This window comes from Arthrobacter sp. GmRoot5-12 (assembly GCF_059739365.1).
Map to the genome: position 1 here is coordinate 2,403,781 of NZ_AP046056.1, position 25,635 is coordinate 2,429,415.

The 25,635-nt window shown below is 66.1% G+C and carries 26 protein-coding genes; 8 read left to right on the forward strand and 18 right to left on the reverse strand.

Features of this window, described 5'->3' with window-relative positions; genetic code table 11:
• Positions 1 to 47 precede the first annotated feature (47 nt).
• Positions 48 to 953 (reverse strand): formyltetrahydrofolate deformylase, encoded by a 906-nt coding sequence (gene purU, locus AC6JAM_RS10955; RefSeq protein ID WP_018771778.1) that lies wholly within the window; start codon positions 951 to 953, stop codon positions 48 to 50.
• 122 nt (positions 954 to 1,075) lie between these two features.
• On the opposite strand from purU, the gene AC6JAM_RS10960 reads away from it, so the two are divergent.
• Entirely contained in the window at positions 1,076 to 1,756 is a 681-nt protein-coding gene (locus tag AC6JAM_RS10960; RefSeq protein WP_018771777.1) for a GntR family transcriptional regulator, read from the forward strand.
• Positions 1,757 to 1,888: 132 nt separating this feature from the next.
• Positions 1,889 to 2,170 carry a hypothetical protein gene (locus AC6JAM_RS10965; protein WP_134165083.1) on the forward strand — a complete coding sequence of 94 codons (282 nt, stop codon included), beginning with the start codon at positions 1,889 to 1,891 and terminating at the stop codon, positions 2,168 to 2,170.
• 28 nt (positions 2,171 to 2,198) lie between these two features.
• Here AC6JAM_RS10965 and AC6JAM_RS10970 read toward each other — a convergent pair whose 3' ends face one another.
• Positions 2,199 to 3,515: a helix-turn-helix transcriptional regulator gene (locus AC6JAM_RS10970; RefSeq protein WP_134165084.1), complete on the reverse strand. Its 1,317-nt coding sequence runs from the start codon at positions 3,513 to 3,515 to the stop codon at positions 2,199 to 2,201.
• Positions 3,516 to 3,645: 130 nt separating this feature from the next.
• Between AC6JAM_RS10970 and hxlB the strand changes: the two genes are divergently transcribed.
• From hxlB to AC6JAM_RS10985, 3 genes are all read left to right on the forward strand, one after another.
• A complete protein-coding gene (gene hxlB / locus AC6JAM_RS10975) occupies positions 3,646 to 4,245 on the forward strand; it encodes a 6-phospho-3-hexuloisomerase (RefSeq protein WP_134165085.1) in 600 nt (199 codons plus the stop codon).
• A gap of 54 nt (positions 4,246 to 4,299) precedes the next feature.
• The gene (gene hxlA, locus AC6JAM_RS10980; protein ID WP_018771773.1) at positions 4,300 to 4,923 is read left to right on the forward strand and encodes a 3-hexulose-6-phosphate synthase; all 624 of its coding nucleotides are present in this window, start codon (positions 4,300 to 4,302) and stop codon (positions 4,921 to 4,923) included.
• A 102-nt stretch (positions 4,924 to 5,025) separates the two neighbouring features.
• Positions 5,026 to 6,003 carry a glucose-6-phosphate dehydrogenase assembly protein OpcA gene (locus AC6JAM_RS10985; protein ID WP_478222817.1) on the forward strand — a complete coding sequence of 326 codons (978 nt, stop codon included), beginning with the start codon at positions 5,026 to 5,028 and terminating at the stop codon, positions 6,001 to 6,003.
• Between the two features lie 65 nt (positions 6,004 to 6,068).
• On the opposite strand, the gene AC6JAM_RS10990 is transcribed toward AC6JAM_RS10985, so the two are convergent.
• From AC6JAM_RS10990 to AC6JAM_RS11025, 8 genes are all read right to left on the reverse strand, one after another.
• Positions 6,069 to 7,988 carry a BCCT family transporter gene (locus tag AC6JAM_RS10990; RefSeq protein WP_056391711.1) on the reverse strand — a complete coding sequence of 640 codons (1,920 nt, stop codon included), beginning with the start codon at positions 7,986 to 7,988 and terminating at the stop codon, positions 6,069 to 6,071.
• 386 nt (positions 7,989 to 8,374) lie between these two features.
• Positions 8,375 to 9,184 carry an IclR family transcriptional regulator gene (locus tag AC6JAM_RS10995; protein ID WP_478222818.1) on the reverse strand — a complete coding sequence of 270 codons (810 nt, stop codon included), beginning with the start codon at positions 9,182 to 9,184 and terminating at the stop codon, positions 8,375 to 8,377.
• 81 nt (positions 9,185 to 9,265) lie between these two features.
• Positions 9,266 to 9,604: a hydroxyisourate hydrolase gene (gene uraH, locus AC6JAM_RS11000; protein WP_018771769.1), complete on the reverse strand. Its 339-nt coding sequence runs from the start codon at positions 9,602 to 9,604 to the stop codon at positions 9,266 to 9,268.
• Positions 9,601 to 10,098: a 2-oxo-4-hydroxy-4-carboxy-5-ureidoimidazoline decarboxylase gene (gene uraD / locus AC6JAM_RS11005; RefSeq protein ID WP_056392068.1), complete on the reverse strand. Its 498-nt coding sequence runs from the start codon at positions 10,096 to 10,098 to the stop codon at positions 9,601 to 9,603. Before uraD ends, uraH begins: the two co-directional genes overlap by 4 nt.
• Positions 10,099 to 10,293: 195 nt before the next feature.
• The gene (locus tag AC6JAM_RS11010; protein WP_018771767.1) at positions 10,294 to 10,719 is read right to left on the reverse strand and encodes an ATP-binding protein; all 426 of its coding nucleotides are present in this window, start codon (positions 10,717 to 10,719) and stop codon (positions 10,294 to 10,296) included.
• Positions 10,712 to 11,044, reverse strand: coding sequence for an STAS domain-containing protein (locus AC6JAM_RS11015; protein WP_018771766.1), 333 nt, complete (start codon positions 11,042 to 11,044; stop codon positions 10,712 to 10,714). Before AC6JAM_RS11015 ends, AC6JAM_RS11010 begins: the two co-directional genes overlap by 8 nt.
• Complete coding sequence (locus AC6JAM_RS11020) at positions 11,044 to 13,002, reverse strand: glycosyltransferase family 2 protein (protein WP_018771765.1); 1,959 nt, start codon at positions 13,000 to 13,002, stop codon at positions 11,044 to 11,046. Before AC6JAM_RS11020 ends, AC6JAM_RS11015 begins: the two co-directional genes overlap by 1 nt.
• Positions 12,999 to 14,111 carry a PP2C family protein-serine/threonine phosphatase gene (locus AC6JAM_RS11025; protein WP_497934661.1) on the reverse strand — a complete coding sequence of 371 codons (1,113 nt, stop codon included), beginning with the start codon at positions 14,109 to 14,111 and terminating at the stop codon, positions 12,999 to 13,001. Before AC6JAM_RS11025 ends, AC6JAM_RS11020 begins: the two co-directional genes overlap by 4 nt.
• Before the next feature lie 244 nt (positions 14,112 to 14,355).
• Between AC6JAM_RS11025 and AC6JAM_RS11030 the strand changes: the two genes are divergently transcribed.
• Complete coding sequence (locus AC6JAM_RS11030) at positions 14,356 to 14,637, forward strand: hypothetical protein (protein ID WP_223992807.1); 282 nt, start codon at positions 14,356 to 14,358, stop codon at positions 14,635 to 14,637.
• A gap of 172 nt (positions 14,638 to 14,809) precedes the next feature.
• Here AC6JAM_RS11030 and AC6JAM_RS11035 read toward each other — a convergent pair whose 3' ends face one another.
• Positions 14,810 to 15,382 carry a GNAT family N-acetyltransferase gene (locus AC6JAM_RS11035; protein WP_018771761.1) on the reverse strand — a complete coding sequence of 191 codons (573 nt, stop codon included), beginning with the start codon at positions 15,380 to 15,382 and terminating at the stop codon, positions 14,810 to 14,812.
• Positions 15,383 to 15,453: 71 nt separating this feature from the next.
• Between AC6JAM_RS11035 and AC6JAM_RS11040 the strand changes: the two genes are divergently transcribed.
• A complete protein-coding gene (locus AC6JAM_RS11040) occupies positions 15,454 to 16,848 on the forward strand; it encodes an MFS transporter (protein WP_018771760.1) in 1,395 nt (464 codons plus the stop codon).
• 67 nt (positions 16,849 to 16,915) lie between these two features.
• On the opposite strand, the gene bcp is transcribed toward AC6JAM_RS11040, so the two are convergent.
• The 7 genes from bcp to AC6JAM_RS11075 all read right to left on the reverse strand — a co-directional run bounded on the left by bcp (position 16,916) and on the right by AC6JAM_RS11075 (position 24,411).
• Positions 16,916 to 17,395, reverse strand: coding sequence for a thioredoxin-dependent thiol peroxidase (gene bcp, locus AC6JAM_RS11045; protein WP_018771759.1), 480 nt, complete (start codon positions 17,393 to 17,395; stop codon positions 16,916 to 16,918).
• 81 nt (positions 17,396 to 17,476) lie between these two features.
• Positions 17,477 to 18,121, reverse strand: coding sequence for a winged helix-turn-helix domain-containing protein (locus tag AC6JAM_RS11050; RefSeq protein ID WP_018771758.1), 645 nt, complete (start codon positions 18,119 to 18,121; stop codon positions 17,477 to 17,479).
• A gap of 9 nt (positions 18,122 to 18,130) precedes the next feature.
• Entirely contained in the window at positions 18,131 to 19,474 is a 1,344-nt protein-coding gene (allB, locus tag AC6JAM_RS11055; protein ID WP_056391695.1) for an allantoinase AllB, read from the reverse strand.
• Complete coding sequence (locus AC6JAM_RS11060) at positions 19,467 to 20,660, reverse strand: glycerate kinase (protein WP_497934662.1); 1,194 nt, start codon at positions 20,658 to 20,660, stop codon at positions 19,467 to 19,469. The genes allB and AC6JAM_RS11060 overlap by 8 nt, the downstream gene beginning before the upstream one ends.
• A gap of 2 nt (positions 20,661 to 20,662) precedes the next feature.
• The gene (gene gcl, locus AC6JAM_RS11065) at positions 20,663 to 22,453 is read right to left on the reverse strand and encodes a glyoxylate carboligase (protein ID WP_497934663.1); all 1,791 of its coding nucleotides are present in this window, start codon (positions 22,451 to 22,453) and stop codon (positions 20,663 to 20,665) included.
• 166 nt (positions 22,454 to 22,619) lie between these two features.
• Positions 22,620 to 23,573 (reverse strand): 2-hydroxy-3-oxopropionate reductase, encoded by a 954-nt coding sequence (locus tag AC6JAM_RS11070; protein ID WP_497934664.1) that lies wholly within the window; start codon positions 23,571 to 23,573, stop codon positions 22,620 to 22,622.
• Positions 23,574 to 23,610: 37 nt separating this feature from the next.
• A complete protein-coding gene (locus tag AC6JAM_RS11075) occupies positions 23,611 to 24,411 on the reverse strand; it encodes a hydroxypyruvate isomerase family protein (protein ID WP_495634896.1) in 801 nt (266 codons plus the stop codon).
• A gap of 189 nt (positions 24,412 to 24,600) precedes the next feature.
• On the opposite strand from AC6JAM_RS11075, the gene AC6JAM_RS11080 reads away from it, so the two are divergent.
• A complete protein-coding gene (locus AC6JAM_RS11080) occupies positions 24,601 to 25,473 on the forward strand; it encodes a hypothetical protein (protein WP_134165094.1) in 873 nt (290 codons plus the stop codon).
• Positions 25,474 to 25,635 lie beyond the last annotated feature (162 nt).

Sequence of the window (25,635 nt, forward strand, 5' to 3'; positions counted from 1 at the left end):
AAGTCTCTCCTGCTGCTTTACGGGTTAGGTCTGCGGACGAGGGCTGCTTACCGGAACACCACGGTGCTGGTCTGGTCCAGCAGCACGCGGTGCTGGCAGTGCCAGCGGACGGCGCGGGAGAGGGCCAGTGCCTCGGCGTCCTGGCCCACGGTGGACAGCTGCGCCGGGCCGTAGCTGTGGTCCACGCGGATGACTTCCTGCTCGATGATGGGACCCTCATCCAGGTCCGCCGTGACGTAGTGGGCGGTGGCGCCCACCAGCTTGACTCCGCGGTCGTAGGCCTGGTGGTAGGGGCGTGCGCCCTTGAAGCCAGGGAGGAAGGAGTGGTGGATGTTGATGGCCCGGCCCTCCAGCGCCCGGCAGAGATCGTCGGAGAGCACCTGCATGTAACGGGCCAGGACCACGAGGTCGGCCTCGTACTCCTCCACCAGCTCCAGCAGCCTGCGTTCGGCGTCGGCCTTCGTGTCCGGTGTGACGGGGACGTAGATGAAGGGGAGCCCTGCGGCTTCCGCCATTGCACGGTGGGTCTCGTGGTTGGAAACGACCGCTACCAGTTCGCCGCCAAGGCTGCCGCCGCGCCAGCGGAAGATCAGGTCATTCAGGCAGTGCCCGAACTTGGACACCATCACCAGAACGCGCGGCTGGGTCTTGTCGTGGAAGCTGAAACTCATGTCGAACCGGCCTGCAATGGACGCAAATTCTTCCTCGAGCATCGCCGGCGTGTAGTTGGGGGAGCCGGAGAACGCTGTGCGCAGGTGCAGGGTCTCACGCAGGCTGTCATCGAACTGCTGGTGTTCCTCGATGTTGAAGCCACGCTCGAAGAGGAACGTGGTCACGGCCTGCACAATCCCTGCCTGCTCGCGGCAGGACAAGGTCAGCACGAACTTCTGCGCCTGCTCTTCCTTGAGCGCCGGCAGGGTAGCGGTTGCTGAAGCTGTTTCAATGAGGGTCATGTCCCTCCTCCTTCTAGATATATTCAAAAGCTGCGGACTGATATATTAGATTGGGTGTCAGCGTATACTGGTCTCGAGGCGAGGTCAATAGTTTTTTTCTGGGTGGGAAGAAGGGGCTCAGCATGGCATTCGAAGCTTTGGCGGTGGCGGACGACGCCGGCAGGAAGTCGCTGGCAGACGTCGCGTACGAGAGCATCCGCGACTGGTTGCTGACCCTTGAAATCAAGCCCGGCGAGCTGCTGAATGACGAGCTCCTTGCCAAGAACCTGGGCGTGGGGCGGACTCCGGTGCGCGAAGCGCTGAAGCGGCTGGAGCTGGACCGGCTGGTGAAGACCTACCCCCGGCGGGGTACCTTCGCCACCAGGGTGGACGTGACCGACCTTTCCTTCATCTCGGAAATCCGGGCCCAGCTCGAGCCCCTTGCTGCCGCACGTGCTGCCCGGGTGGCATCCCCGGCGGTTCGGGACGGGCTGCGTGCCACGCTCGAGAAGGTCGAGGCATTCGATGTTGCCGCAGCAACCGTAACCGAGACGCTGCAGCTGGATGCCCGGGTGCACCAGGGCATTTACGCCGCCGCTGCCAACCCTCACCTGGAGGACATCCTGATCCGCTATGACAACCTGGCAACGCGGATCTGGTGCATGGTCATCGACCGCCTGCCGGACCTGTCCCACCACGTGCGCGAACACCTCGATCTGCTCCGCGCCGTCATTGACGGGGATGAGGAGCGGGCCTCCGAGCTTGCCAAGGCCCACGTGAGTGGATTCGAGCATGCGGTCCGGGAGGCCCTCTTCAAGGCTTAGTCCCGGCCGGTCTGCGCGTCTGTTGACATCGGGTGTGACCTGCACCATACTCTGAATCCAGATTGATATATCAATCAAATATCAGAGTTGGATTCCCATGAGCGGCGATGGCGCCGGCGAACGGAGCGACCAGTGAATTCCCAGGCAACCCTTGAAGCCCCGCGGAGAGCCACCGGCCTTGACCGTCAACAACGTGGCCAGGGCGGCGGCACGTCGAAAAAGGCCCTTGGCCTCCGGACTGACTGGGCGCGCCTGCCTGGCCGCAATGTCGAGGTGTGGCTACTGGGGGAGTGCGTGGCCAGCGGGGTGGTGGACCAGGCTGCGGAGGATGGATCGGTGCTCTGGATAGCCGCCGAGGGCATCAGCACGCGGCGCATCTTCGACAAGCAATCGGGCTACCAGATCTGGGTGTGACTGTTCTTAGCCCTCGACGCTGCAGGTCCTAACGCAGTCCGTGGCTGTGGGCCAGCGCAATGGCTTCGGTCCGCGAAGCCACGCCCAGCTTCCTGAACAGGTTCCGCACGTGGAACTTGACCGTGTTCTCGCTGATGTTGAGCGCGGCGGCTATGCTTCGGTTGCGTTGGCCCGCAGCCAGCAGTTGGAGGACCTCGAGTTCCCGGGCCGCGAGGTTCCAGCCCGAGACGTCTGCCGGAGAAGCAGGCGGGTCCAGGGGCAGCGTGACGGAAATGTCCGCGCCCCACCCCGGCATGAGATCGACTTCCATGCGGCCGTCCAGTGCCTGGACCCTGCGCTGCAGCCGTTCCATGTTCGGGGCGTCAGCCGAGAGTCCGCCCCGTCCGTCGTCCCGGACATTGATCAGCAGGTTTTCGCCGTCGCAGTCCCACTGGGTCCGCACCCTGCGGACTTCCGGTTGCTCCATCATGGCCAACAGCAGCCCGCGCACGATGGCCCGCGCCGCGATGGCTACCTCGCCGGGCAGCGCCCGGCCATTCAAGGGGGGTTCGATGAATTGCACGTCGATCCCACTGAACCGGGTCAGCGGACGCAGATCCTCGCGAAGCCGTTCGAAGGCGGTGGCCACCGGTTCCTTCACCAGTTCTGCCGTCTGGTCATTGTGCGTGCGCAGTTCCACCAGCGCCTTGGCCGCGGCGTCACTGACGGTGGCCCGTGCCGTTGCGTCATCCAGGGAGCCTGACCGTGCGGCCGCCAGGATGGTTTCCAGGGTTGTGGAATGAAGGTCCACCAGCTCGCCCGTGACCCTGATCCGTTCCGCGGATGCTGCCCGTGACTCCAGCAGGTAGGACGGCGGCGCATCCTTCACCTTCTCCTGGATCCGGCGTGCTGCCATTACCCAGAGATAGGACACGAGGTCCAGGTTCTCCATGTCCCCGGCCTGCTGCCGGCCCCCGGCCGTCCCGGGATAGGTAATGACCAGCAAAGCGTTGCTGGGAGCGTACCTCAGGGCGAAGGCCTGCCGTTGCCTGCCTGCGATCTGTGCCGTTCCCGCCCAAGGCCCCTCAGCGGCCACCTGCTCGCGCAGCTGCTGGAGTTCGCTGATCGATACCCGGGCCACCACCTCCCCGTCGCCTGACTTCTTCTGCGGGCGTCCTGTGCATTCCTCGGTGAAGATCACCAGGGCGTCGCCGCCAGTGTAGGGGCGGACAGCTTCGTGCAGCCGTTCGGCAATGGCGGAGAGGGGCGCCTCCGCGATCCGGGCCACCGCGCGGAGCAGGGGCCAGGGAAGGGCGGTTTCGGGGAAGTCCGTAACCAGCCGAACGGGCGGGGTGCTCTCAATCATCTCGACAGATTACGCGAAGAATCCCGTCCTGAACTACCCGAACGGGTGGTTAAAACCATCCCGAATTGGCGTATCACCTACCCGCCCGTTTCGGCACGATGGATGCCAGGTACACGATGAAGGAGGAGATATGGACTCAACCGTTCTGACCGCTCCCGCGGTGGAAGCAACCGGCGGGGCCATCACGGGCAATATCTCCCTGGTGTTAAGGGAGATCGCAGACACCGCGGCCCGCATCAGCCCGGACAGGCTGCGCCAGGCGGTCTCGATGCTGGAGAACGCCGACCGCGTCTTTGTGGCCGGGGCAGGCCGCAGCGGCCTGGTGCTGAGGATGGCAGCGATGCGGCTGATGCACCTCGGCCTCGTGGTCCACGTGGCCGGGGACACCACCACCCCCGCCATCCGGAAGGGTGACCTTCTGCTCGTCGCATCGGGCTCCGGCAGCACGTCGGGGATCGTGAAGGCCGCCGAGACCGCCGCCAAGGCGGGGGCCCGGATCGTCGCCTTCACTGCCAACCCCGGTTCGGCACTCGCAGGACTGGCTGACGCCGTCGTGCTGCTCCCGGCCCAGCAAAAGACCGACCACGGCTCGGGCGTCTCCCGCCAGTACTCCGGGAGCCTCTTTGAACAGGTGCTCTTCGTGGCAACGGAGGCGGTGTTCCAAACACTCTGGGACAACGCCGACGTCCCCGCCGAGCAGTTGTGGCTGCGCCACGCCAACCTCGAATAGACCTTTCCCGACTTTCCAGTCCTTTGGACAAAACCCCAACAGAAAGAAGAAGCAATGAAACTTCAGGTAGCCATTGACCTCCTCACCGTCGAGGACGCCCTCGAGCTGGCCGGCAAGGTCGCTGAATACGTGGACATCATCGAACTGGGCACGCCCCTCATCAAGGCTGCGGGCCTCTCCGCCGTTACGGCCATCAAGGAAGCCCACCCGGACAAGCTGGTTTTCGCCGACATGAAGACCATGGACGCCGGCGAACTCGAAGCCGACATCGCCTTCAAGGCGGGCGCCGACCTGGTCACCGTGCTCGGCTCCGCCGATGACTCTACGATCGCGGGCGCCGTCAAGGCCGCAAAGGCACACAGCAAGGGCGTCGTCGTTGACCTGATCGGCATCGCGGACAAGGCCACCCGGGCCAGGGAAGTGCGCGCCCTGGGTGCGAAGTTCGTCGAGATGCACGCGGGCCTGGACGAGCAGGCAAAGCCCGGGTTCGACCTGACTGGACTGCTCCGCGCGGGCGAAGAATCGCAGGTGCCCTTCTCCGTGGCAGGCGGCGTGAACGTCAGCACCATCGCAGCCGTCCAGGCCGCAGGAGCCGACGTGGCGGTGGCCGGCGGCGCCATCTACGGCGCCGCAGATCCGGCTCTGGCCGCCAAGGAACTCCAGGCTGCCATCAACTAGGCCCTGGCATACGGCGGCGGCTCCACCTGGACCGGGGTGGGGCCGCCGCTGTGCCATGCCCTCATCGAGCCCATTCCGTGGCGGACGAACCTGGAGAAGGCCATGATCGTTAACCTGCCCGACACCACTACCTCGAAGGTGTCCAAGAAACTCATGGCCCTGCGCGAGCAGGGCGGCGTGATCGCGCTGGGCCGGGTCCTGACCCTGGTGGTCGTGACCAAGTCCGGGCTCGAGGAAGAAGCGATCGAGGCCGCGAACGACGCCAGCCGGGAACACCCCTGCCGGATCATCGTCCTCGCCGACGCCGGGAAGGACGCCGAAGACCGGCTCGACGCGCAGATCCGGGTGGGCGGGGACGCCGGCGCCTCGGAAGTGATCGTGCTGCGCGGCTATGGCCAACTGGCCCACGAGTCCGGGTCCCTGATGGCCGCGCTGCTGCTTCCGGACGCCCCGATCGTGGCCTGGTGGCCGCACGGCGCCCCCGCGAACGCGTGCGAGACCTCCATCGGCGCGATCGCGCACCGCAGGATCACCGACTCCGCGAACGAACCCGACCCCCAGGCCGCACTGGAACGGATCCACCGCACCTACAAGGCCGGCGACACCGACCTCGCCTGGACCCGACTGACCAACTGGCGGATCCAGCTCGCAGCAGCCCTGGACCAGGTCGACCCATCCTTGGTGCTTGCCGCCGAGGTGGAGGGCGCCCCGGATTCCCCCAGCCCGCTGCTGATGGCTGCCTGGCTCAAGCTCGCGCTGGACGTACCTGTGAACAAGGTTGCAGGACCGGCAGGATCAGGCCTTGGCCGAGTGAGCCTCACGCTGGCCGACGGTCGGATTCAGCTTCTCCGCCCCGGAGGCTTCGTCGCCGAACTCACCCAACCCGGCCACCCTGCCCAGCGGATCCCGCTCCCACGCCGCAGCCTCAGCGAATGCCTCGCCGAAGAACTCCGCCGCCTCCAGCCGGACCCTGTTTTCGGTGAGGTGCTGGCCACCGTGGGGCGTTTGTGCGCGGACAGGCAAGTGCAGCCGGTGCCTGAGGCCGGTTACCAGCTGCAGGGTTGCATGGTGGTGGCCTAGCCGCAGGGCCATTAAAGGATTTGGCCCCGGCGCATGATGCGCCGGGGCCAAATTCGGGTGTTTACCTAACGTGTGGCTGCCTTCTCCAGATCCTGCCCCTTGCCCGGGCACCTCTGGCCATCGGCGCACTCTTCTGCGCACTCGTGCTTTGTCACAAGGTCGAACTGCGCGCCCCGGTGTTGCTCCACGCCCGCCCGGATAGCCCGTTCCACCACAGAGTCCGCCAGCCGGCGGCGCAGGGAAAGGGGGTCCCTGCGCAGGTCCTTGGTGATGGCGAAACAAAGCAACAGCATGACGATCACGAAGGGCAGGGCAGCGACGATGGTGATCCGCTGCAGGCCCGACAACGCTTCGGAGGGCTGGTCACCGCCGGCCAAAAGCATGACGGCGGCCACGGCGCCGGTGAGGGCGCCCCAGAAGATGACCAGGGCACGCTTGGGGTCGGAGCTGCCGTTGGAGCTCAGCGACGCCATGATCAGGGAGGCGGAATCAGCACCGGTAATGAAGAAGATTGCCACCAGGACCATGGCCAGGACAATTACGGCCGCAATCATCCACTCCGGCAGGGGGAGGTTCTTCACCAGGTTGAACAGGGCGCCGTCAAAATCGATGGTTGCCTTGCCGTCGGTGACGGTCATCAGGCCCGGCGTGCCGGCTTTGTCAGCTTCCTGCTGGATGTGGAAGGCCGTACCGCCGAAGATGCCAAACCAGATGACGCTGACAATGCTGGGGACCAGCAGTACGCCGGTGACGAACTGCCGGATGGTCCGGCCGCGGCTGATCCTGGCGATGAACATGCCCACGAAGGGCGTCCAGGAAATCCACCAGGCCCAATAGAAGATGGTCCAGCCGGACATCCAGGTCCGCAGCGCCTCGTCGCCAACGGCCTCGGTGCGGGAGGACATTTCGGCCAGGTCGCGCAGATAGTCGCCCACCGCCGAGGGGATGAGGTTGAGGATGAAAAGAGTGGGGCCCGCCACGAAGACGATGGCGGCGAGGACCACTGCAAGGACCATGTTGACGTTGGACAGCCACTGGATTCCACGGCTGATGCCGGACACGGCGGAGGCGATGAAGCACGCTGTCAGGATGGCCACGATGGCCACGAGCACGGGTGTTCCGATCTCGCCTGTCCAGCCGTTCGAGGTGAAGCCGCTCCCGATCTGCAGGGCGCCAAGACCCAGTGACGCGGCGGTACCGAAGAGGGTGGCGAAGATGGCCAGGATGTTGATGACCTTGCCCACCGGCCCCTCAACGGTCCTGATGCCGAACAACGAGGTGAAGGCGGCGGAGATCAGTTGCCTGCGTCCCAGCCGGTAGGTGCCATAGGCCATGGCAATGCCCACCACCGCATACATGGCCCAGGGGTGCAGGGTCCAGTGGAAAATCGAGGTGGCCATGGCAGTCTGGATGGCTGCCGGGGTGCGCCCGTCAACCGTTCCGGGCGGGGGAGAAACGAAGTGGTACAGCGGCTCGGCCACCCCATAGAACATCAGGCCGATGCCCATTCCGGCGGCGAACATCATGGCGATCCATGACACCGTGCGGAATTCAGGTTTTTCGCCGTCCTTGCCCAGCGGAATGTTGCCGAACTTGCCCATGGCCAGCCACAGGACAAACACGACGAACAGGGACGCCAGGACCATGAAGAGCCAGCCGGTGTATTCCATGACCCAGTCCAGGGCGTCCTTGGAAGTGGTGGCCAGGCTGTCCTTGTCGGCAAATCCCCACACCACGAAGGCAAGGGCAATGGCGCCGGTGATGCCGAACGTGGCCTTGTCCAGCGTCAGCTTCCGGTCGCGGCGCTGGGAGACGGCCTGCTCCCTGTTACTCAGCCGCAGTTCGGCCAGAATCTGCTTGTGTTCGTTGACGGCGGGAAGGGCGGCTGTCGATTCCTCTTGGTCGGTGTCCAGAGGCTCGGGGGGAGCGCCATCTGAAGGCGGCACTTTTGGCTTGGCGGAGGTTAGATCACTATTAATGGCCATGAAAGCGGGTCCTTTGGCTAGTCCATGGGCTTGCGTTTAGTGCTGGGAATCGGGCAGAGCAATCCGGGGGTGAATTGCCGCGTGGCCGTTCGCCAGCGGTGGCAGGGCCTTGAGCCCCATGGGGGAGGTGTTCCGCAAAGATCAACAGAGTTCGCGCTAAGCAACAAGAGTGCTGTACGTCACTTTGAAAGTCAAGGATGCCAGGCAGCGTGAACCTCTTGGGGCGCATTGTGTCGCCGGACCGAGCTGTTGCATAGTGCGCTTGTTGTTGCGCTCCAGCGTCCGGGTTCAGTGCGCCGGCAGCGGCTCCCGCATAGGCGAAAGGGCAGGCCAACCGTTCGGGGACACAACAATGGCCCCGGGCACTGCCCGGGGCCATTGTTGTGTCATTTCCGCGTGTACCCCATATTGGCGCTGACCTGGAGCCCGGCTTCCTTGAGCGATTCGAGCAGGCCAGGAATCTTCTCGGGGTCGAACCGGAAGGCCGGGCCGGAGATGCTGAGGGCGCCAATCACGGTGCCCTGGTGGTTGTAGACCGGCACCGCCACGGCATTCAGGCCGATCTCGAACTCCTCGTGCACCACGGCGTACCCCTTGGCGGCTACCTCGAGCAGCTGTGCGTCCAGTTCCTTGCGGCTGGTGATGGTGCGGGCAGTCCGGGCAGCAAGGCCCGTCTCCTTGAGGATACGGTCCCGGTCGTCCGCCTCCAGGGCAGCCAGGAGGACTTTGCCGCTGGACGTGGCGTGCAGCGGGGTGAGGCTCCCCACCCAGTCGTAGGTGGCCAGGGTGGACGGGCCCATGGCCTGGTCCACATTCACCGCGTAGTTCGAGCGCAGGACCGCGAGGTTGACGGTTTCCTTGAATTCGTCGGCCAGGCTTTCCAGGACGGGCCGTGCCTCGCGGACCAGGCTGAGCCGCCCGGGGATGGAACTGGCCAGGCGCAGGATTCCAAAACCGAGCTGGTACTTGCCCCGCTCGCTGTTCTGGTGCACCATCTCGCGGGTCACCAGCGATCCCATCAGCCGGGAGACGGTGGACTTGTGGATCCCCATTTCCTCGGCTATTTCGCTCACGCCCGCGTGCCCTTCCCGGGCGAGGATCTCCAGGACGGTCAGGGCGCGCTCCACGGACTGCACGCCGCCGGACTGGCCGCCTTCGGCATCGGTATCGGATTCAGGGTCTCTATTCGAAGCCATACTTCCTGATCCTATGCCGGAAACTGTGACGGCGGTGACATTGGGTTAACGCGCTTGACACCCGGGCGCCCCCAGGCCGGCCTAGCTGCCGCGGTAGGTGGAGTACGCGAACGGGCTCAGGAGCAAAGGAACGTGGTAATGCTCCGGGCCGGTGACTTCGAAGACCAGGTCCACTTCAGGGAAGAACGTCGCGGTCTGCAGGCCGGCGTAGTACGTGCCCGTGGCGAAGTTCAACTTGTAGTGCCCGGGCTCCAGCTGTTCAGGCCCCAGGTCCTTCGCCCGGCCGTCGGCGTCCGTGCTGGAGGTGGCCAGCTCGCGCCAGGTACCGCCGTCGTTCTTCAAAAGGACGACGGCGACCCCCGCCGCCGGGCGCCCGGCGCCGGTGTCGAGGATGTGGGTGGTCACGTGGGAAACGCTCATTCGCTGATCAGTCCTTCAAGCCGCAGTACGGCGATTTCGCGCAGCTGCTGGGCCACGATGGTGTCTTCCTCCTGCGGGGAATTGCCGAGCCGCTGGTTCAGGGCCTGCAGGATTTCCGGAGCGGTGCGTCCGGCGGCCCGGATCAGGAAGACGCGGCCGAACTTCTCCTCGTACTCGCGGTTCCCCCGGGCCAGGGCTTCTGCTGCCGCAGCATCGGCCGGATCCACCCCGGCCTGCTCGGAACGGGACATGGACGCCTCGGTGCTGGCCGCCGTCGGACGTTCCCCGATCCTGGGGTGGTGGGCCATGGCGGCGTCAACCTCCGCAGGAGTGAAGGGGTTGGCTGCCTGGGCGGCGAACTCCAGCAGCTGGTCCCGGCTGGCGAACGGCCGGGCTGCTGCCACCGCCTCCACCCAGCGGCTGACGTCGATGCAGGGCCGGAGGGTGGCCTGGGCCGCGGCGGAGCCGGCGGCGTTGAATTCGGCTAGCTTCATGCTGGCGTATTCCTCGATGGTCATGCTGGCATCCATGGTGACGGCTATGCGGATGCCGGAGAACCCGGCGCCTGTTCGGGGATTTCCCCAAACAAGGCTTCCGCATCATGGAACTGTTATTTCAGCATACGTAATATTCAAGAACAGCCGCGTGGCCGTGTCAAGCGGCGGCGCGCAGCTCCGGCAGGGGCAGTCCTAATCCTGGGAGGACGTCCTGGAAAGGACCCAGGTGTTGGTGGCACCCTGGCGCTCGAAGGTCACCGTGGTGACCAGCGCCTCGATCAGCGCCAGGCCGCGGCCCGACTCGGCGTCGTCGCCGGGCGTGGCCGGCTCCATGGGGCCGTACGGTGGCTTGGCGTTGTAGGCACTCACCCGGGCCTGCAGCAGCGTGGGCTGCACGGTGGTCTCCACCCCCAGTTCCACCTCCCGGTCCCCGGCCGGCCTTGCGTGCTGGACGATGTTGGAGGCGGACTCGATGACTGCGGTGGTAAACGTCATCTGGTCCATGTCGTTGACGAACGGAACGTCCAGCCAAAGGCTGTCCAGGTCGTTGTGGACCGCTTCGATGGCGTCCTCGGCAGCAGGCCCCCGGAAGCTGCGCGAGGCCAGGACCTCAGTCATTGCCGAACGCCTCTTCGGCTGTGGCATACGCCGTAAGGACCTTGTCCATGCTGGTGAGCTTCAGGACCATGTTCACCTGGGGCTGCACCGCCGCGATCCGCAGGTCGCCGCCGGCCTGGCGGGCCGCCTTGAGGCAGCCGATCAGCGCGCCCAGCCCGGAGGAATCCATGAAGGCGGTGTTTTCCAGGTTCACCACGATCCGGTTGGACCCGCCGGCAATGACATCCGTGACGAACTCGCGCAGCTTGGGCGCGGAGACCATGTTGAGCCGCCCGTCCGCCTTGACTTCCGCGTACGAATCTTTGACCTCGTAACTGAACTCCATCAGGGTTCCTCTCTGTTTGCAGGTTCTGCGGCCGGTTCGTACCCCTTGTAGAGCACGGCGCGGACCAGGATGCTCATGACCACCAGGTCGAAAACCACCCAGACAACATTGACCAGGGTGCCCAGCGGTTCCGCCAGCCCGGCGGCAAGGCGGATGATTCCGACGACGGCGGCGACGGCAAGCAGGATGGACACCACGATCTGGGGCCGGATGAGGCTCCAGCTGGGTCCGCCGCTTTGGCGCGCCTTGGGGGTGACCGCGAACCCAAGGGGACGGCCGAACCACACGTTACGGGCCGCCGTCGTGCATGCCTTGATCCAGGTGGGGAACAGCGCCAGGCTGTACTGCTGCCCGCGCCAGGTGGGGATTCCGCGGCCGGCCACGGCGAACAGCAGCTGGTTGACCACCATGAACGGGATGAAGCGGATAAAGAAGTCCCAGCTCAGGCTGCTGACCGGCAGGATGCCCAGCAGCAGGTAGATGATGGGGGCCGCGAAGTAGATGACCGCGGCGAACCCGCTGAGGTAGGTCCACATGGTGGCGAAGTACATCAGGCGCTGGCCGAGCTTGAGGCCCTTCTGGACCAGCGGGTTTTCGCGGAGCAGCACCTGGATGGTGCCCTGCGCCCAGCGGAGGCGCTGGGTGAGCATGGTCTTCAGGTCCTCCGGCGCCAGGCCGTAGGCCAGGATCTCGTGGTGGTAGACGCTCTCCCAGCCCATGGCGTGCATGCGCATGGCGGTGGCCATGTCCTCGGTGACGGAGATGGTGGCCAGCGGCATTACCGGCTGGGCCTCGTCGCTGCGCTCCACGGTCAGCGCGTCCAGGACGGCCTGGACGGATTCCAGGGCGCCCAGCGGCGACCAGTCACGGGCGGACATGCGCTGGACGGCGTCGTCGGCCACCACCGGGACGCCGGACTCGCCCACGTGGGCCAGTTCCATGGCGGCGATCTCTTCGAGGTCGGCCTGCAGGGCGGCGACGTCGGCCTGGACCAGGGTCTGGACGGCGGCATCCACGCGGCGGCGGACGCGGTACGTGACCTCGCTGAGGGGCCTGCCGGCGTCCACTTCCTCCTGGGCCTCGCGGGTGGCTGCCTCCACCTCGTCGAGGACCTCGGCCACCAGGGGAGAGTCCACGTCTGCTGACTTGCGGGCCTGCTTGATGGCTGCCCGGGATGCGGCCAGGGCACGGCGGATACTCTTCTCGGTCTCCTTGACGTAGCCCACCAGGCCCAGCTGCATCAGGGCCTCGCGGCGAAGGATGGCGTTGGAGCCGCAGAAGAAGGCAGCGTTCCAGCCGTCCTTGCCCTGCTGGATGGGACCGTAAAACAGGGGCGCCTGGCTGCCTAGCGGATCATCGGCCGGCACATTGCTGAAGTATTGGGGGGTTTGGACCAGGGCCACCCGGCGGTTGTTGAAGTAGCCCAGGGTCTTTTCCAGGATGTCCGGCTCCGGGATCTGGTCCGCGTCCAGGATCAGCAGGAACTCGCCGTGGGTCACCATGAGGGCGTTGTTCAGGTTCCCGGCCTTGGCATGGCGGGGGAGGTCCTTGGTCCAGTCCTCGCTGCGGGTGACGTAGCCCAGGCCATGCTGTTCGGCCAGGGCCTTGAGCTCGGGCCGGGCGCCGTCGTCCAGGATCCAGGTGCTGTGCGGGTGCCGGATCTTCTGGGCCGCCAGTGCGGTGGTGAGGACCATGTCCAGGTCTTCGTTGTAGGTGGTGATGAAGACGTCCACGGTTGCATCGTGCGGCGGCGCGGGAGCGCCTTTGCGGATCCTCAGTTTCCACACGGTCATGCCGAAGAGCATGACGTCGATGAGGCTGTAGGTTTCGGCCACCACCAACGGCAGGGCGATCCACCAGGCGTCCCAGTTGAGGGACGCCATCCAGCGCCACGCGATGTAGTTCAGGCCGGTCAGGACGGTCAGGACAACCACCACGCGGGTCCAGAAGCGGATCAAGCCGGCACCTCCACGGGCAGGCGGCGGACCACAACCACGGTGACATCGTCTTCGGCGGTTTCTGCCGGGGCGAGGGCCAGGATGGAGTTGCTGGCTTCCTGCGCCGTACCTGCGGACTGCGTTGCGTGCTGCACTGCCTCGGTGAAGTCCTCCACTGACCCGAACACATCCAGCACTCCGTCGCTGACCACAACCAGCGAGTCGCCCGGGGCCAGCTCCAGGCCCGCCTGCGGCCACTGGGTCCCCGGCCAGGCGCCAACCGGTGGTCCGCCGGAGGGGAGGCGGTCCGCCGGTCCGGCCGGCTGGACATGCAGCGCAAGGCCGTGCCCGGCGTCTACATAGCTGACCTTGCCTGATGCCGCGTCCAGGCGGGCATGGAACAGGGTGACAAATGAGTTGGAGGAGTCCAGGTCGGCGGCGATCGCCTTGCTGGCGGCGCCGAACCCGGCGTCGAGGTCCTGCCGCAGGCCCGTGGAACGCATCACTGCGCGGACTGTTGCCGCGATCAGCGCCGCCCCCATGCCTTTGCCCATGGCATCGGCGAAAGTGAGGTGGAGCCCGTCCGGCGTCTGGTACCAATCGTAGAAGTCGCCGCCCACGCTTTGGGATGGGCGGAAGAGGCCCCCCACGTCGTAACCGTCAACCCGGATGTCTTCCTTGGGCAGGAGGCTTTGCTGCACTTCGGTGGCGCGTTCCAGCTCGCCCCGGGCGGCGGACTCCGCCGCGGCTGAGGGCCGGCGCCGGAACAGTGCATTGATCCGGGACTGCAGTTCCCGGGGGCTGAACGGCTTGCTGATGTATTCGTCGGCGCCGTTGTCCAGGCCGGTCAGCTTGTCGAGTTCGTCCGCACGGGCGGTGAGCATCACGATGAACGCGTCCGAGAACTCGCGAAGGAGCTTGCAGACCTCCAGCCCGTCAAGGTCCGGCAGGTTCAGGTCCAGGGTTACCAGGTCCGGCCTGGTGCGGCGGACTTCCTCCACCCCCGGGAGCCCTGCCCCGGCCTGGGTGACGTCGAAACCCTGCTTCACCAGGACGCGGACCAGGAGCCCGCGGATGTCGGGGTCGTCTTCGATGACCACGGCACGGCGGGTTTCGGGGGGAGAGACCATAGCTCTACTTCTACAGTATTAAGGCGCACGGGGCATGTCTTAGGCTCCACAGTTTCCGGTGACTTCGCTGACAGAAACGTTGTATGCGGCCCCCTCAGCAGATCTTGCGGAAATCTTGGCATCTGCTTGCCGGGACGTTGAGGAACGGACGTCACACTCGAAGGAACGCAGCAGCGTGCAGGCGGAAAAGCCCGACGACGGGCCACGCGGCGGGCTTCATGGTTGCGGAGAGCGGGGAAGCAGCATGGAACAAGTCAAAAAGAGGGGAGCGGACAAGGCCAAGGCATTGCTTCGCCTCTATTTCCACTCACGAAAAGTGCGGGCAGCGGCCAGGGAACTGGAGAACGCGCTGGCCGAATCGCGGGAAGTTTCCAGCTGGCCCGGAGACCGGCTCCCCGTGGGGGAGGAGATGTCCCGGCACGTGGAGAAACTGACCCGCCGGCTCAAGCTCGAGACCGAGGCGCACCACAGGCTGGGAATCCTTTTCAAGACTGCGGGTGGAGGGCATTCCGTAGCGGCGCTCTAGGTGCCACACTTAGCAGCAATCGATTGGCTGGGGATAGTCAGGAGATTGCTGTGAGTTTGTTTGTCGGTTGGTCGTACCTGATGGCTGGACTCATGACCATGGACGCGATGCTGCTGGCGCTGTGGGCCATGGAAGTCGATTGGCGAAAGTACTGGCACCGGAAGTAGCGCAGTTATTCCAGTTGCAGCCGCATCAGCACCCGGGGAAAGCCGTTGAGCACCGAGGTGGTGTCCGCAGCCTTGGTGAAGCCAGTATCCTCGAACAGCTTCCGGGTGCCCACGTAGGCCATGGTGAGGTCCACCTTGCGGCCGTTGTTGTCCACCGGATAACCCTCGATGGCCGGGGCCCCATAGGAGCGGGCCATCTCCACGGCGCCTGCCAGCAGAACGTGCGAGATGCCTTTGCCGCGGTGGCCGGGACGGACGCGCAGGCACCACACCGACCACACGTCCTGGTTGTCCACATGCGGGATCTTCCTGTTGCGGGCAAAGGCCGTGTCCGCCCGCGGATGGACCGCTGCCCACCCAACGGGTTCGCCGCCGTCGTACGCCACAATGCCGGGCGGGGGATCCTGGGCCACCAACTGGCGGACCAGCTCCCCGCGTTCCCCGCCACGGAGGGAGACGTTCTGGCGGGACGGGATGCGGTAGCTCAGGCACCAGCAGACGGTGGCATCCGGCCGTTTGGGCCCCACCAGTGTCTTCACGTCCTCGAAAATTGTTGCCGGACGAACCTCGATCGCCATGGAACTATCCTCACACCCACGTGCGAAACAGGGGGGACCAAAAGGCGGGCGCCGTCACTACACTGGGACGCATGACCGAGCAGGAACCGGGCAGGGCGGCTGCGGATTCCGACTCCACCGGCACCTTCCTGCGGAGCCCGGCAGAGCGCTCCCGCACCTTCACCGGCATCCTGGTGAACACAGCCCTGGCCAACATCACCACCAGCTATTTGTGGTTCGCGCTGACTTTTTGGTTGTACCTGGAGACGCGGAACGTGATTGCCACCGGGGTGGTGGGCGGCGCGTACATGCTGCTGATTGCCCTCTCCAGCATCAGCTTCGGCACCTTCGTGGACCGCTGCCGCAAGCTGGCCGTGATGCGCTTCGCTGCCTGCTTCACGCTGGTCATGTTCGTGCTGTCCGGGGTGATGTTCCTGCTGGTGCCTGCCGCGTCACTGCTGGACCTGGGGCAGGCATGGTTCTGGATCTTCACTCTGGTCATCCTGGTCGGCGCCGTGGTGGAGAACCTGCGGAACATTGCCCTGTCCACCACCGTCACCATCCTGATCGAACCGGAGCGCCGTGCCAATGCCAACGGGCTGGTGGGGATGGTGCAGGGGCTGATGTTCATTGTCACCTCCCTGCTGTCCGGATTGTCCGTCGGTCTGCTGGGCATGGGCTGGACCATCGCCGTCGCGCTGGTGCTCACGGCGCTGGCCTTCGCCCACCTGCTGACCCTGCGGATGCCCGAGGAGGTGCGGCCCGCGGCAACAGACGCCCGCGGCGGGTTCGACCTGAGGGGCTCGCTCGCGGCAGTGCTGGCCATTTCGGGGCTGTTCGCGCTGATCCTGTTCTCCACGTTCAACAACTTCATCGGCGGCGTGTACATGGCGCTGATGGATCCGTACGGGCTGGAAATGTTCTCAGTGCAGATGTGGGGTGCTGTTTTTGCGGTCGGATCCACCGGGTTCATCATCGGCGGCGCCTTGATCGGCAAGTTCGGGCTCGGCGCCAACCCCCTGCGCACCCTGCTGGTTGCGGTGGCGGCCATGGGAGTGCTGGGTGCGGTCTTCACGCTGCGGGAGTGGGCGTGGCTCTACATCCTGGGGATCTGGCTGTACCTGGTGCTGGTCCCGTTCGTGGAGGCGGCCGAGCAGACCGTCATCCAACGGGTGGTGCCGTTGGAGCGGCAGGGGCGCGTTTTTGGCTTCGCCATGGCATTCGAGTCCGCTGCCGCACCGGTCACCGCGTTCGTCATCGCGCCCATTGCCCAGTTCTGGATCATCCCGTACGCACGGTCAGCGGAAGGTGCAGCCCGACTGGACCCGCTGCTTGGCGGGGGCACCTCCCGCGGAATCGCCCTGGTTTTCCTGGTGGCCGGCATCATCATGATCGCGGCCGCCCTGCTGGCCTTCCTGACTCCCGTTTACCGCCGGGTTTCGGCTTCGTATGCCCACGTGGCGGCGGAGGCGAAGGCAGGTGGTTAAACGCCCGGACGCTCCCGCAGCACGTGCGGAAGCGTCGGGGAAAACCCGCAGCAGGTGATGGATCGTCCTAGACGCCCAGGGCCTCCTTGAGGCGGGCGACGTGGCCGTCGGCCTGCACCTGGTACTGGGCCAGGGTGACTTTGCCTTCGGGGTCCACCACAACGGTGGAGCGGACAATGCCTTCGTGGATTTCGCCCTTGACCAGCTTCTCGCCCCAGGCGCCATAGGCCAGGGCAACGGCATGGTCGGGGTCCGAGAGCAGGGGGAAGGTCAGGGAGAAGTCGCCGCTGAAGCCGGCCAGGGCTTCCTGGGCATCCGGGGAAACCCCGATGACTTCGTAGCCCTTGCCCTGGAGGGAGGCAAGGCTGTCGCGGAAGTCGCAGGCCTCGGTGGTGCAGCCGGGGGTGGCGGCCTTCGGGTAGAAGTAGACAATGACGTTCTTGCCACGGTAATCGGCCAAGGAGGTCTCCCGGCCCTGGGCGTCCCGGAGGGTGAATTCAGGAGCCGGGGTGCCGGGCTGAAGCTTGGTGGTCAGGGTGGGGCTCATGGCGTTCCTTTGTAAGACTCGGTCAGTGATGGCCAAACATCAAGTGAAGCGGGTTGCCGCTTACTGATACAAACCAGCGCGTCATATGCAGTATTCCGCCGGTCCACGAACTGCAGCGTGCGGACCCGGCACAAACTGGTACCCGCCGCCGCGGACAGTTGCCACGGCATGGCGGGCGTTGCCCAGTTTCTTGCGGATCCTGCCCACGTAGACGTCGATGGAGCGTGCCGTAGCGCCGGGGAAATCGAGGGACTCCAGGAACTCCTGCAGTTCCTCGCGGCCCACCGTCCGTGACAGGTGGGTCACCAGGTAGCGCAGCACTTTGTATTCGACGCCGGTCAGGGCCACGGGCCTGCCGTCCAGCAGGACGGTGTCGGCGGCGAGGTCCACGGCGACCCGGCTGACGGGGCCGGCCGACGGCGGCAGGCGGGTGCCGCCGTCGTCATCAGTTGCGCCGGGGTTCTCCGCCGCGGAGGGAGCCGGAGAGGAGTCGGCTGCGGCTCCTTCCGCGGCGGACGTGGGGGCTCCGGCGGCAGGCCAATGGACTTCCGCCTCCGGAGCAGTTTCGAGGGCCCTTGCCAGGACCATTTGGGCGGCGTGGCGCAGGAGTTCCGGGCTGGTTCCTTCGGCCGGAACCACCCACACCGCGAGACCGCGGGCGGCGGCCTTGCGTGAAGGAAATCCCGGCCGCGCCCCCGCCCCCGGATAGTGCGCTTCCACTGCCATGGCGTCTCCCTAGACGCCGCCGCGGCGGATCAGCCTGCCCGTGGGGGTCTGGCCGTCCACTACGGCGCCGCGGAGGAAGGTCTTGCGCACCACGCCGGACAGGGCTTTGCCGTCGTACGGGGTGATGGGGTTCTTGTGCTTGAGCTTGGACACGTCCACCACGAAGGCCTCGTCGGGCGCAAAGACGGCGAAGTCGGCGTCGTAGCCCAGCGCCAGCTGGCCCTTGTTGGTGAGGCGGGCCAGTCCGGCGGGCTTCTCCGCCATCCAGGACACCACCTGTTCCAGCGGGATGCCGCGGTGCCGAGCCTCGGTCCAGATCAGGGACAGGCCCAGCTGCAGCGAGGAGACGCCGCCCCAGGCCACGGCGAAGTCGCCGTTTTCCAGATCCTTCAGGTCCAGCGTGGAGGGGGAGTGGTCCGAGACGATGCAGTCGATGGTGCCGTCCAGGAGGCCCTGCCACAGCAGCTCCCGGTTGGAGGCCTCCCGGATGGGTGGGCAGCACTTGTAGGCGGTGGCACCGTCCGGGATCTCCTCCGCCATCAGGGTCAGGTAGTGCGGGCACGTCTCCACGGTGAGCTTGACGCCGTCGCGCTTTGCGCTGGCGATCATGGGCAGCGCGTCCGACGACGACAGGTGCAGGATGTGCGCACGCGCACCGGTCCAGCGGGCCCGTTCGATGACCTCGGCGATGGCCTTGTTCTCGGCGCCACGGGGGCGGGAGGCAAGGAACGTGGAGTAGTGGTCGCCGCCGGGGTGCGGGGCGCGGTCAATCGCGTGCGAGTCCTCGGCGTGGACGATCATGAGGGAGTCGAAGGACTTGAGCTCGGCCATGTCCTCCTCCATCTCGTCCGCGTCCAGGTGCGGGAACTCGTCCACGCCGGAGTGCAGGAGGAAGCACTTGAAGCCGAAGACGCCCTCATCATGCAGGGGGCGCAGATCGGCCTTGTTGCCGGGGATGGCACCGCCCCAGAACCCGACGTCGATGAACGCCTGGTCTTCGGCCACCTCGCGCTTGAGCTTGAGGTTTTCCACCGTGGTGGTGGGCGGAACGGAGTTCAGGGGCATGTCGATGATGGTGGTCACGCCGCCCGCTGCCGCGGCCCGGGTGGCAGAGGCGAAGCCCTCCCACTCGGTGCGGCCGGGCTCGTTGACGTGGACGTGGGTGTCCACCAGGCCCGGGAGCAGCGTCTCGTCGTCGGCGAGGTCGATGATCTCGGCGCCGGCCAGGCCGTTGCCGAGCGGTTCGAGGGCCACGATCTTGCCGTTGCGGACGCCCACCTCGCGTGGCGCGATGCCGGCGGTGGTCAGGATGCGCCGGCCCCGGATGACGAGGTCGAAACGTTCTTCAGACACGGAGGTCCTCCTTGGTACTTGCGGCGGCAGGCCTGTTGGCTGCCAGCCCCGCACTGATTTGGGTGCCCAGCTGCTCCAGCAGCGGCCCTGCCTCTGCTATGCACCTGTTTACATCGGTTTCGAGCGCCGTCAAAGCGTAAACATCCTCGAATCCTGCGGCCGCTGCCTGGCCCTGGTCCAGGGTGGTCCGGCCGCAGACGGCGATGACCGGAACGCCCTGCGCCGCAGCAGCCCGGGCAACACCCATGGGGGTCTTGCCCAGCAGGCTTTGCTCATCCAGGCTGCCTTCGCCGGTGATCACCAGGTCGGCGCCGGCCAGCCGCTGCTCCAGTTCCGTGAATTCAAGGACGACGTCGATCCCCGGCCGCCGCGTGGCGGCCAGGACGGCGATGGCGGCGTAGCCCACGCCGCCGGCTGCCCCGGCTCCGGGAGCCTCGGCAGCCTTGACGGCGCGGAATCCGATTTCCCTGGCCAGGACTTCGACAAACCTGGCCAGGGCGGCGTCGAGCATGCCGACGTCCTGTTGTGTGGCTCCCTTTTGCGGGCCGAAAACCGCCGGGGCGCCCTGGGCGCCCAGCAGCGGGTTGTCGACGTCGGATGCCAGCACAAAGCGGGTGTCCACCAGCCGGGGCTCGAAATCGGTGAAGTCGATGCTGTGCAGGTTTGCCAGCGCAGCCCCGCCCGGTGGAAGTTCGTTGTTCCTGCTGTCCAGGAACCTGGCACCAAGCCCCTGCAGGAGCCCCGCGCCGCCGTCGGTGTTGGCGCTGCCGCCCACGCCCAGGATGATCCGCCGGCAGCCGGCGTCCAGGGCGGCCCTGATGAGCTGGCCCGTGCCCAGGCTGGTGGCTGTGGTGGCGTCAGCCGAGCCCGGCCTGCCGCTGTTCCGGACGCCCGGCATCAGCGCGAGCCCGGATGCCGTGGCCATCTCGATGACGGCTTCGTGCCCGCGGACGGCGAAGTCCGCATCCACGGGCTGCCCGCTGGGACCGGTGACCGTTGCGCTCCGGCGGGTGAAGCCGGAGCCGACGGCGGCGTCGAGGGTGCCCTCGCCGCCGTCGGCCACCGGAATCCGGACCACGTCAAGGTTCCCGCCGGCCCCGCGCTGCAGGCCCCGCTCCAGGTGGCTGCAGACCTCCGGCGCGGACAGCGAACCCTTGAACTTGTCCGGGGCGATAACCACGCGCATGGTTATGCCTGCAGGGCCAGGATGGCGGTGGGTGCGTCTGCGGCAGTCTCGGCCAGGGGCTCGAACTCGTTGACGGCGTTGATTTCCACGCCCATGGAGATGTTGGTGACCTTTTCCAGGATCACTTCCACCACCACGGGAACCTGGAACTCGCCCATGAGCGCCTTGGCCTTGTCGAACGCGGCGGCGAGGTCGTTGGGGTCCTCCACACGGACGGCCTTGCAGCCCAGGCCCTCGGCCACCTTGAGGTGGTCAACGCCGTAGCCGCGGGTGTCCTCGGACAGGTGTGCGCTGTTGATGTTCTCGAACGCCAGGGACACGTTCTGCTCCATGTTGAACCCGCGCTGGGACTGGCGGATCAGGCCCAGGTAGGAGTTGTTCACCACCACGTGGATGTAGGGGAGGTTGAACTGGGCGCCCACGGCCAGTTCCTCGATCATGAACTGGAAGTCGTAGTCTCCGGAGAGGGCCACCACGGTCTCATCCGGCTTGCCGCGGACCACGCCAAGCGCTGCCGGGGCGGTCCAGCCCAGCGGGCCTGCCTGGCCGGCGTTGATCCATTTGCGGGGACCGAACACGTGCAGCATCTGGGCCCCGGCGATCTGCGACAGGCCGATGGTGGACACGTAGATGGTGTCGCGGCCGAAGGACTTGTTCATCTCCTCGTACACGCGCTGCGGCTTGATGGGGATGTTCTCGAAGTGCGTCTTGCGGTGCAGGGAGGCCTTGCGGTCCTGGCACTCGGCAACCCAGGCGGTGTAGTCCGGCAGGGACCCTGCCGCCTTGCGCTCTTTGGCGAGTTCAACCAGCCCTGCCAGCGCCGCGCCGGCGTCGGACGCGATGCCCAGGTCCGGGGAGAACACGCGGCCGATCTGGGTGGGCTCGATGTCGATGTGCACGAACTTGCGGCCGGCGGTGTAGGTGTCCAGGCCGCCCGTGTGGCGGTTGGCCCAGCGGTTGCCGATGCCGATCACGAAGTCGCTCTGCAAATAGTTCTCGTTGCCGTAGCGGTGGCTGGTCTGCAGGCCCACCATGCCGGCCATCAGGCGGTGGTCATCCGGAATGGTGCCCCAGCCCATCAGGGTGGGAATGACCGGAATGTTGAGGGTTTCGGCCAGTTCCACCAGCTGCGCGGAGGCGCCGGCGTTGATGATGCCGCCCCCGGCCACGATCAGCGGATGCTTGGCCGCGGTCAGCATGTCCAGGGCCTTTTCCAGCTGCTTGCGGGAGGCCTTGGGCTTTTCGACGGGAAGGGGCTCGTAGGTATCGATGTCGAACTCGATCTCCGCCAGCTGCACGTCGATGGGCAGGTCCAGGAGAACCGGGCCGGGGCGGCCGGAGCGCATCAGCTGGAAGGCCTTCTGGAAGGCGCCCGGAACCTGGCCGGGCTCCAGGATGGTCATGGCCATCTTGGTGACGGGCTTGGCGATGGATTCGATGTCCACGGCCTGGAAGTCTTCCTTGTGCAGCTTGGCAACCGGGGCCTGGCCGGTGATGCAGAGCATGGGGATGGAGTCTGCCCAGGCGGCGTAGAGGCCGGTGATCATGTCGGTGCCGGCAGGGCCGGAGGTGCCGATGCAGATGCCGATGTTGCCGTCCTTGGCGCGGCTGAAGCCGTCGGCCATGTGGCTGGCGCCTTCAACGTGGCGGGCCAGGGTGTGGCGGATGCCGCCGTGGGCGCGCATTGCGGAATAGAAGGGGTTGATCGCGGCGCCTGGCAGGCCGAACGCCTCGATGGCGCCTTCCTTTTCCAGGATGGCCACCGCTGCATCAACGGTACGCATCTTGCTCATGGGGTGCTCCTTGAAAGCTTGGGAAGTCTGTTTTTGGGTGTGCTGAAGGAAGGCCCGGCGGTCGCGGGGCACTTTGGGAGTGTCGGCGTCGTAAATTACGACGGCGGCCGGCGTGTCCGTGTCAATGTGCCCCGTTTTCGGGGCGGCCGGCTGGGCTGCGTGAGGGTTACTTGCGGCCGCTGAGCTGGAGGACCTGCTTGAAGAGTCCGGAGTGGTCCAATGCGCCGTCACCCTGGTTGACGGTGGCGGCGACGAGCTGGGCGACGACGGCGCCGAGCGGGATGGCCACGTTGGCTTCGCGGGCGGCGGAGGTGACGATGCCCAAGTCCTTGTGGTGCAGGGCCAGGCGGAAGCCGGGATCGAAGTTGCGGTCCAGCATCTTCTGGCCCTTCTGCTCCAGGACCTTGGAACCGGCCAGGCCGCCGCCGAGGACCTTGAGGGCGGCGTCGGTGTCCACGCCGTAGGCCTCGAGGAAGGCGATGGCTTCGCCGAGGACTTCGATGTTGACCGCAACGATCAGCTGGTTGGCTGCCTTGACGGTCTGGCCGGATCCGGAGGGGCCCACGTGGACGATGGTTTTGCCGACGGCATTCAGGACGTCCTGGGCGTCGTCAAAGTCAGCCTTGTCCCCGCCCACCATGATGGAAAGGACGGCGTCGATGGCGCCCTGTTCGCCGCCGGAAACCGGGGCGTCGAGGGGGCGGATGCCTGCTTCCCTGGCCTCCGCCGCGAGGCGGACGGCGACGTCGGGGCGAATGCTGGAGGCGTCGATCCAGAGGGCGCCCTGCTTGGCGTTGGCGAAGACACCATCCTTGCCGCTGACCACGCCCTCGACGTCGGGGGAGTCCGGCACCATGGTGATGACGACGTCGGCATCCTTGACGGCGTCCGCGATGCTGGTGGCGCCCTTGCCGCCTTCGGAGACCAGCTTGTCGATCTTGTCCTGGCTGCGGTTGAAGCCGGTGACGGTGTGGCCGGCCTTGACCAGGTTGATGGCCATGGGCAGGCCCATGATTCCGAGTCCGATGACTGCAACGTTGCTCATGATGGTTCTCTTTCCTGAAAAGTCTGTTCGTGGTTTCCCAACTGACTCGCATTTGTTGTCGTTTTGAACGCTCATAACGACAACTACTGCGAGTTAGTTGGGCGGGTGGGGACTACTTGGCGATGCGTTCGCGGATGGCCCAGCTGAAGGCCGTCTCCTGCGGTTCCTTGTACTCGAGGCCGATGTAGCCCTCGTAGCCGAGTTCGCGGCTGCGGGCGATCCATTCGCCGAGCGGGAGGGTGCCGGTGCCGGGGGCGCCGCGGCCGGGGTTGTCGGCGATCTGGATGTGGCCGAAGTCCTTGGCGTGGTTTTCGATCACGGCCGGGACGTCGTCGCCGTTGACGGCCAGGTGGTAGAAGTCGGCGAGGAGCTTGATGTTGCCGGCGCCGGCCTCGGCCTTGACGCGGGCAATGACCCTGAGTGCGTCGTCGGCGGTGAGGAGCGGGTACCTGGGTGCGCCGCTGACCGGTTCCAGGAGGACGGTGCCGCCGATGCGGGCAACCCCTTCTGCCGCTGCCGCCAGGTTCCTGACAGCCAGTTCGTCCTGTTCTTCAGGGGCGAATTCGTCCTGCCTGTTGCCGTAGAGGGCGTTGAAGGCCTTGCAGCCCAGGCGCCCGCCGATGCCGGCAACAACGTCCACGTTGTCCTTGAACTCCGAGCAGCGTCCCTTCCATGAGACCAGGCCCCGGTCGCCGCCGGGCATGTTGCCGGCGTTGAAGTTCAGCCCGGTGAGCTGGACGCCGGCGTCCGTGATGGCGTTCTCGAACTTGGTGATCTCGCTGTCCGCCGGAACGGAGGTCTCGAAAGGCCACCAGAACTCGACGGCGTCAAAGCCGGCTGCCTTTGCCGCGGCAGGGCGCTCGAGCAGGGGAAGCTCCGTGAGGAGGATGGAGCAGTTCACTGTGTACGTCATCGTAGGTCCTTCCGAGGAGGGGCTTTGATCTATCTTCCCTTGCTTCCGGCTCCCTTGCGGTTTCCGCTTCGTGGAATTTAGATTCTGCTTTATGAAAAGTGTAGGGAAGGTGGGGTGGGGTAGTCAAGGGGAGCCGGGGGCAGGAGACTGGGATGAGGTAAGCCCGCTCAACAGGAATGGACTCGAGCGATGACCACCGGTGCCCGCCTGCGTCTCCTGGCCTGGCTCGTTGCCCTGGCCGGATTCCTTGCGGCCTGTGTTCCCGTGGCGGGCCTGCAGGAGGCCGCCACGGCTCCCGCTCCGGCTTCGGCCTCCGCGGAGACCGGCCTGCCGGGGGACGCTGCGGGTGGTGCGGCCCTTACTGCCCCGCCGGTTTCCAGTGATCCGGCGGCTCCGGTCCAGGCTTCCCTCCCCACCTCGGAGCCTTCGCCGGCGCCGGCACCCGTCCCTGCCCCGGTGCCGCAGCCGTTCGCCCTGAACCTCTACCGGGAGGGTGACTTCGTTCCGCAGTACACCTTTGACTGGTGCGTTGCCGCGAGCATCCAGATGGCGCACAACCTTATTGACGATACGGGCGGGGGCACCTGGGCTGACCGTGCGCAGCAGAATGAACTGTGGGAGATGGCGCGCGCCCGTTCCTCTGATTCGTTCAACGGTGCCAACCCCTTTGGCTGGGCCCAGGTGCTCACCGAATCGGGAATGGGACCGTACCGGGTGGTAAGCATTCCCGACTATCCGGAAGCGGTGAGGACGGCGGCCCGGGCCATTACCGACACGGGCCGGCCGGTGGGACTGGTCATGTGGAGCGGCAGGCACGCCTGGGTGATGAGCGGGTTCGAATCCCTCGGCGACCCCCGGCAATTCTCCGACTTCGCCGTGACCGGCATCCGCGTCCTGGATCCGCTGTACCCGTACGGCAGTGGACAGTGGGGCCCGTCGCCTGTTCCCAACAGCCTGCTGACCCCCGAGGAGCTGGCCACCCAGTTCGTGGTGCGGGAGCCACGCCGCTGGAGCAGCGGGCTCCCCGCCGGCTATCTCCTGGTGCTGCCGGTCACTGCCTGAACCTGCAGGCGGCTTCCCGGGACTTCTTTCTTGGGACTTCTTTCCCCGGACGGTTCTTCCGCTGTGACACTTGACACCTTTCCCTGCTGAAACCTAAAGTAAGTGCCAAGTCGTTTTGGCAAAACGATTTTTCGCCCCGATAGTCTCTCCGTTTCCGTTCAA

Bases quoted from the DNA above. Each gene is read 5' to 3' on its own strand.
- gcl (WP_497934663.1), bottom strand. From the start codon at position 22,453: ATGAGCAAGATGCGTACCGTTGATGCAGCGGTGGCCATCCTGGAAAAG.
- bcp (WP_018771759.1), bottom strand. From the start codon at position 17,395: ATGAGCCCCACCCTGACCACCAAGCTTCAGCCCGGCACCCCGGCTCCT.
- AC6JAM_RS11015 (WP_018771766.1), bottom strand. From the start codon at position 11,044: ATGGAGTTCAGTTACGAGGTCAAAGATTCGTACGCGGAAGTCAAGGCG.
- AC6JAM_RS11040 (WP_018771760.1), top strand. From the start codon at position 15,454: ATGACCGAGCAGGAACCGGGCAGGGCGGCTGCGGATTCCGACTCCACC.
- hxlA (WP_018771773.1), top strand. From the start codon at position 4,300: ATGAAACTTCAGGTAGCCATTGACCTCCTCACCGTCGAGGACGCCCTC.
- uraD (WP_056392068.1), bottom strand. From the start codon at position 10,098: ATGAAGCTAGCCGAATTCAACGCCGCCGGCTCCGCCGCGGCCCAGGCC.
- AC6JAM_RS10990 (WP_056391711.1), bottom strand. From the start codon at position 7,988: ATGGCCATTAATAGTGATCTAACCTCCGCCAAGCCAAAAGTGCCGCCT.
- AC6JAM_RS11030 (WP_223992807.1), top strand. From the start codon at position 14,356: ATGGAACAAGTCAAAAAGAGGGGAGCGGACAAGGCCAAGGCATTGCTT.
- AC6JAM_RS11035 (WP_018771761.1), bottom strand. From the start codon at position 15,382: ATGGCGATCGAGGTTCGTCCGGCAACAATTTTCGAGGACGTGAAGACA.
- AC6JAM_RS10995 (WP_478222818.1), bottom strand. From the start codon at position 9,184: ATGGCTTCGAATAGAGACCCTGAATCCGATACCGATGCCGAAGGCGGC.
- AC6JAM_RS11060 (WP_497934662.1), bottom strand. From the start codon at position 20,660: ATGCGCGTGGTTATCGCCCCGGACAAGTTCAAGGGTTCGCTGTCCGCG.
- AC6JAM_RS10985 (WP_478222817.1), top strand. From the start codon at position 5,026: ATGATCGTTAACCTGCCCGACACCACTACCTCGAAGGTGTCCAAGAAA.
- AC6JAM_RS11070 (WP_497934664.1), bottom strand. From the start codon at position 23,573: ATGAGCGTTCAAAACGACAACAAATGCGAGTCAGTTGGGAAACCACGA.
- hxlB (WP_134165085.1), top strand. From the start codon at position 3,646: ATGGACTCAACCGTTCTGACCGCTCCCGCGGTGGAAGCAACCGGCGGG.
- AC6JAM_RS11010 (WP_018771767.1), bottom strand. From the start codon at position 10,719: ATGACTGAGGTCCTGGCCTCGCGCAGCTTCCGGGGGCCTGCTGCCGAG.
- AC6JAM_RS10960 (WP_018771777.1), top strand. From the start codon at position 1,076: ATGGCATTCGAAGCTTTGGCGGTGGCGGACGACGCCGGCAGGAAGTCG.
- uraH (WP_018771769.1), bottom strand. From the start codon at position 9,604: ATGAGCGTTTCCCACGTGACCACCCACATCCTCGACACCGGCGCCGGG.
- AC6JAM_RS11080 (WP_134165094.1), top strand. From the start codon at position 24,601: ATGACCACCGGTGCCCGCCTGCGTCTCCTGGCCTGGCTCGTTGCCCTG.
- AC6JAM_RS11075 (WP_495634896.1), bottom strand. From the start codon at position 24,411: ATGACGTACACAGTGAACTGCTCCATCCTCCTCACGGAGCTTCCCCTG.
- AC6JAM_RS11025 (WP_497934661.1), bottom strand. From the start codon at position 14,111: ATGGTCTCTCCCCCCGAAACCCGCCGTGCCGTGGTCATCGAAGACGAC.
- AC6JAM_RS10970 (WP_134165084.1), bottom strand. From the start codon at position 3,515: ATGATTGAGAGCACCCCGCCCGTTCGGCTGGTTACGGACTTCCCCGAA.
- purU (WP_018771778.1), bottom strand. From the start codon at position 953: ATGACCCTCATTGAAACAGCTTCAGCAACCGCTACCCTGCCGGCGCTC.
- AC6JAM_RS11050 (WP_018771758.1), bottom strand. From the start codon at position 18,121: ATGGCAGTGGAAGCGCACTATCCGGGGGCGGGGGCGCGGCCGGGATTT.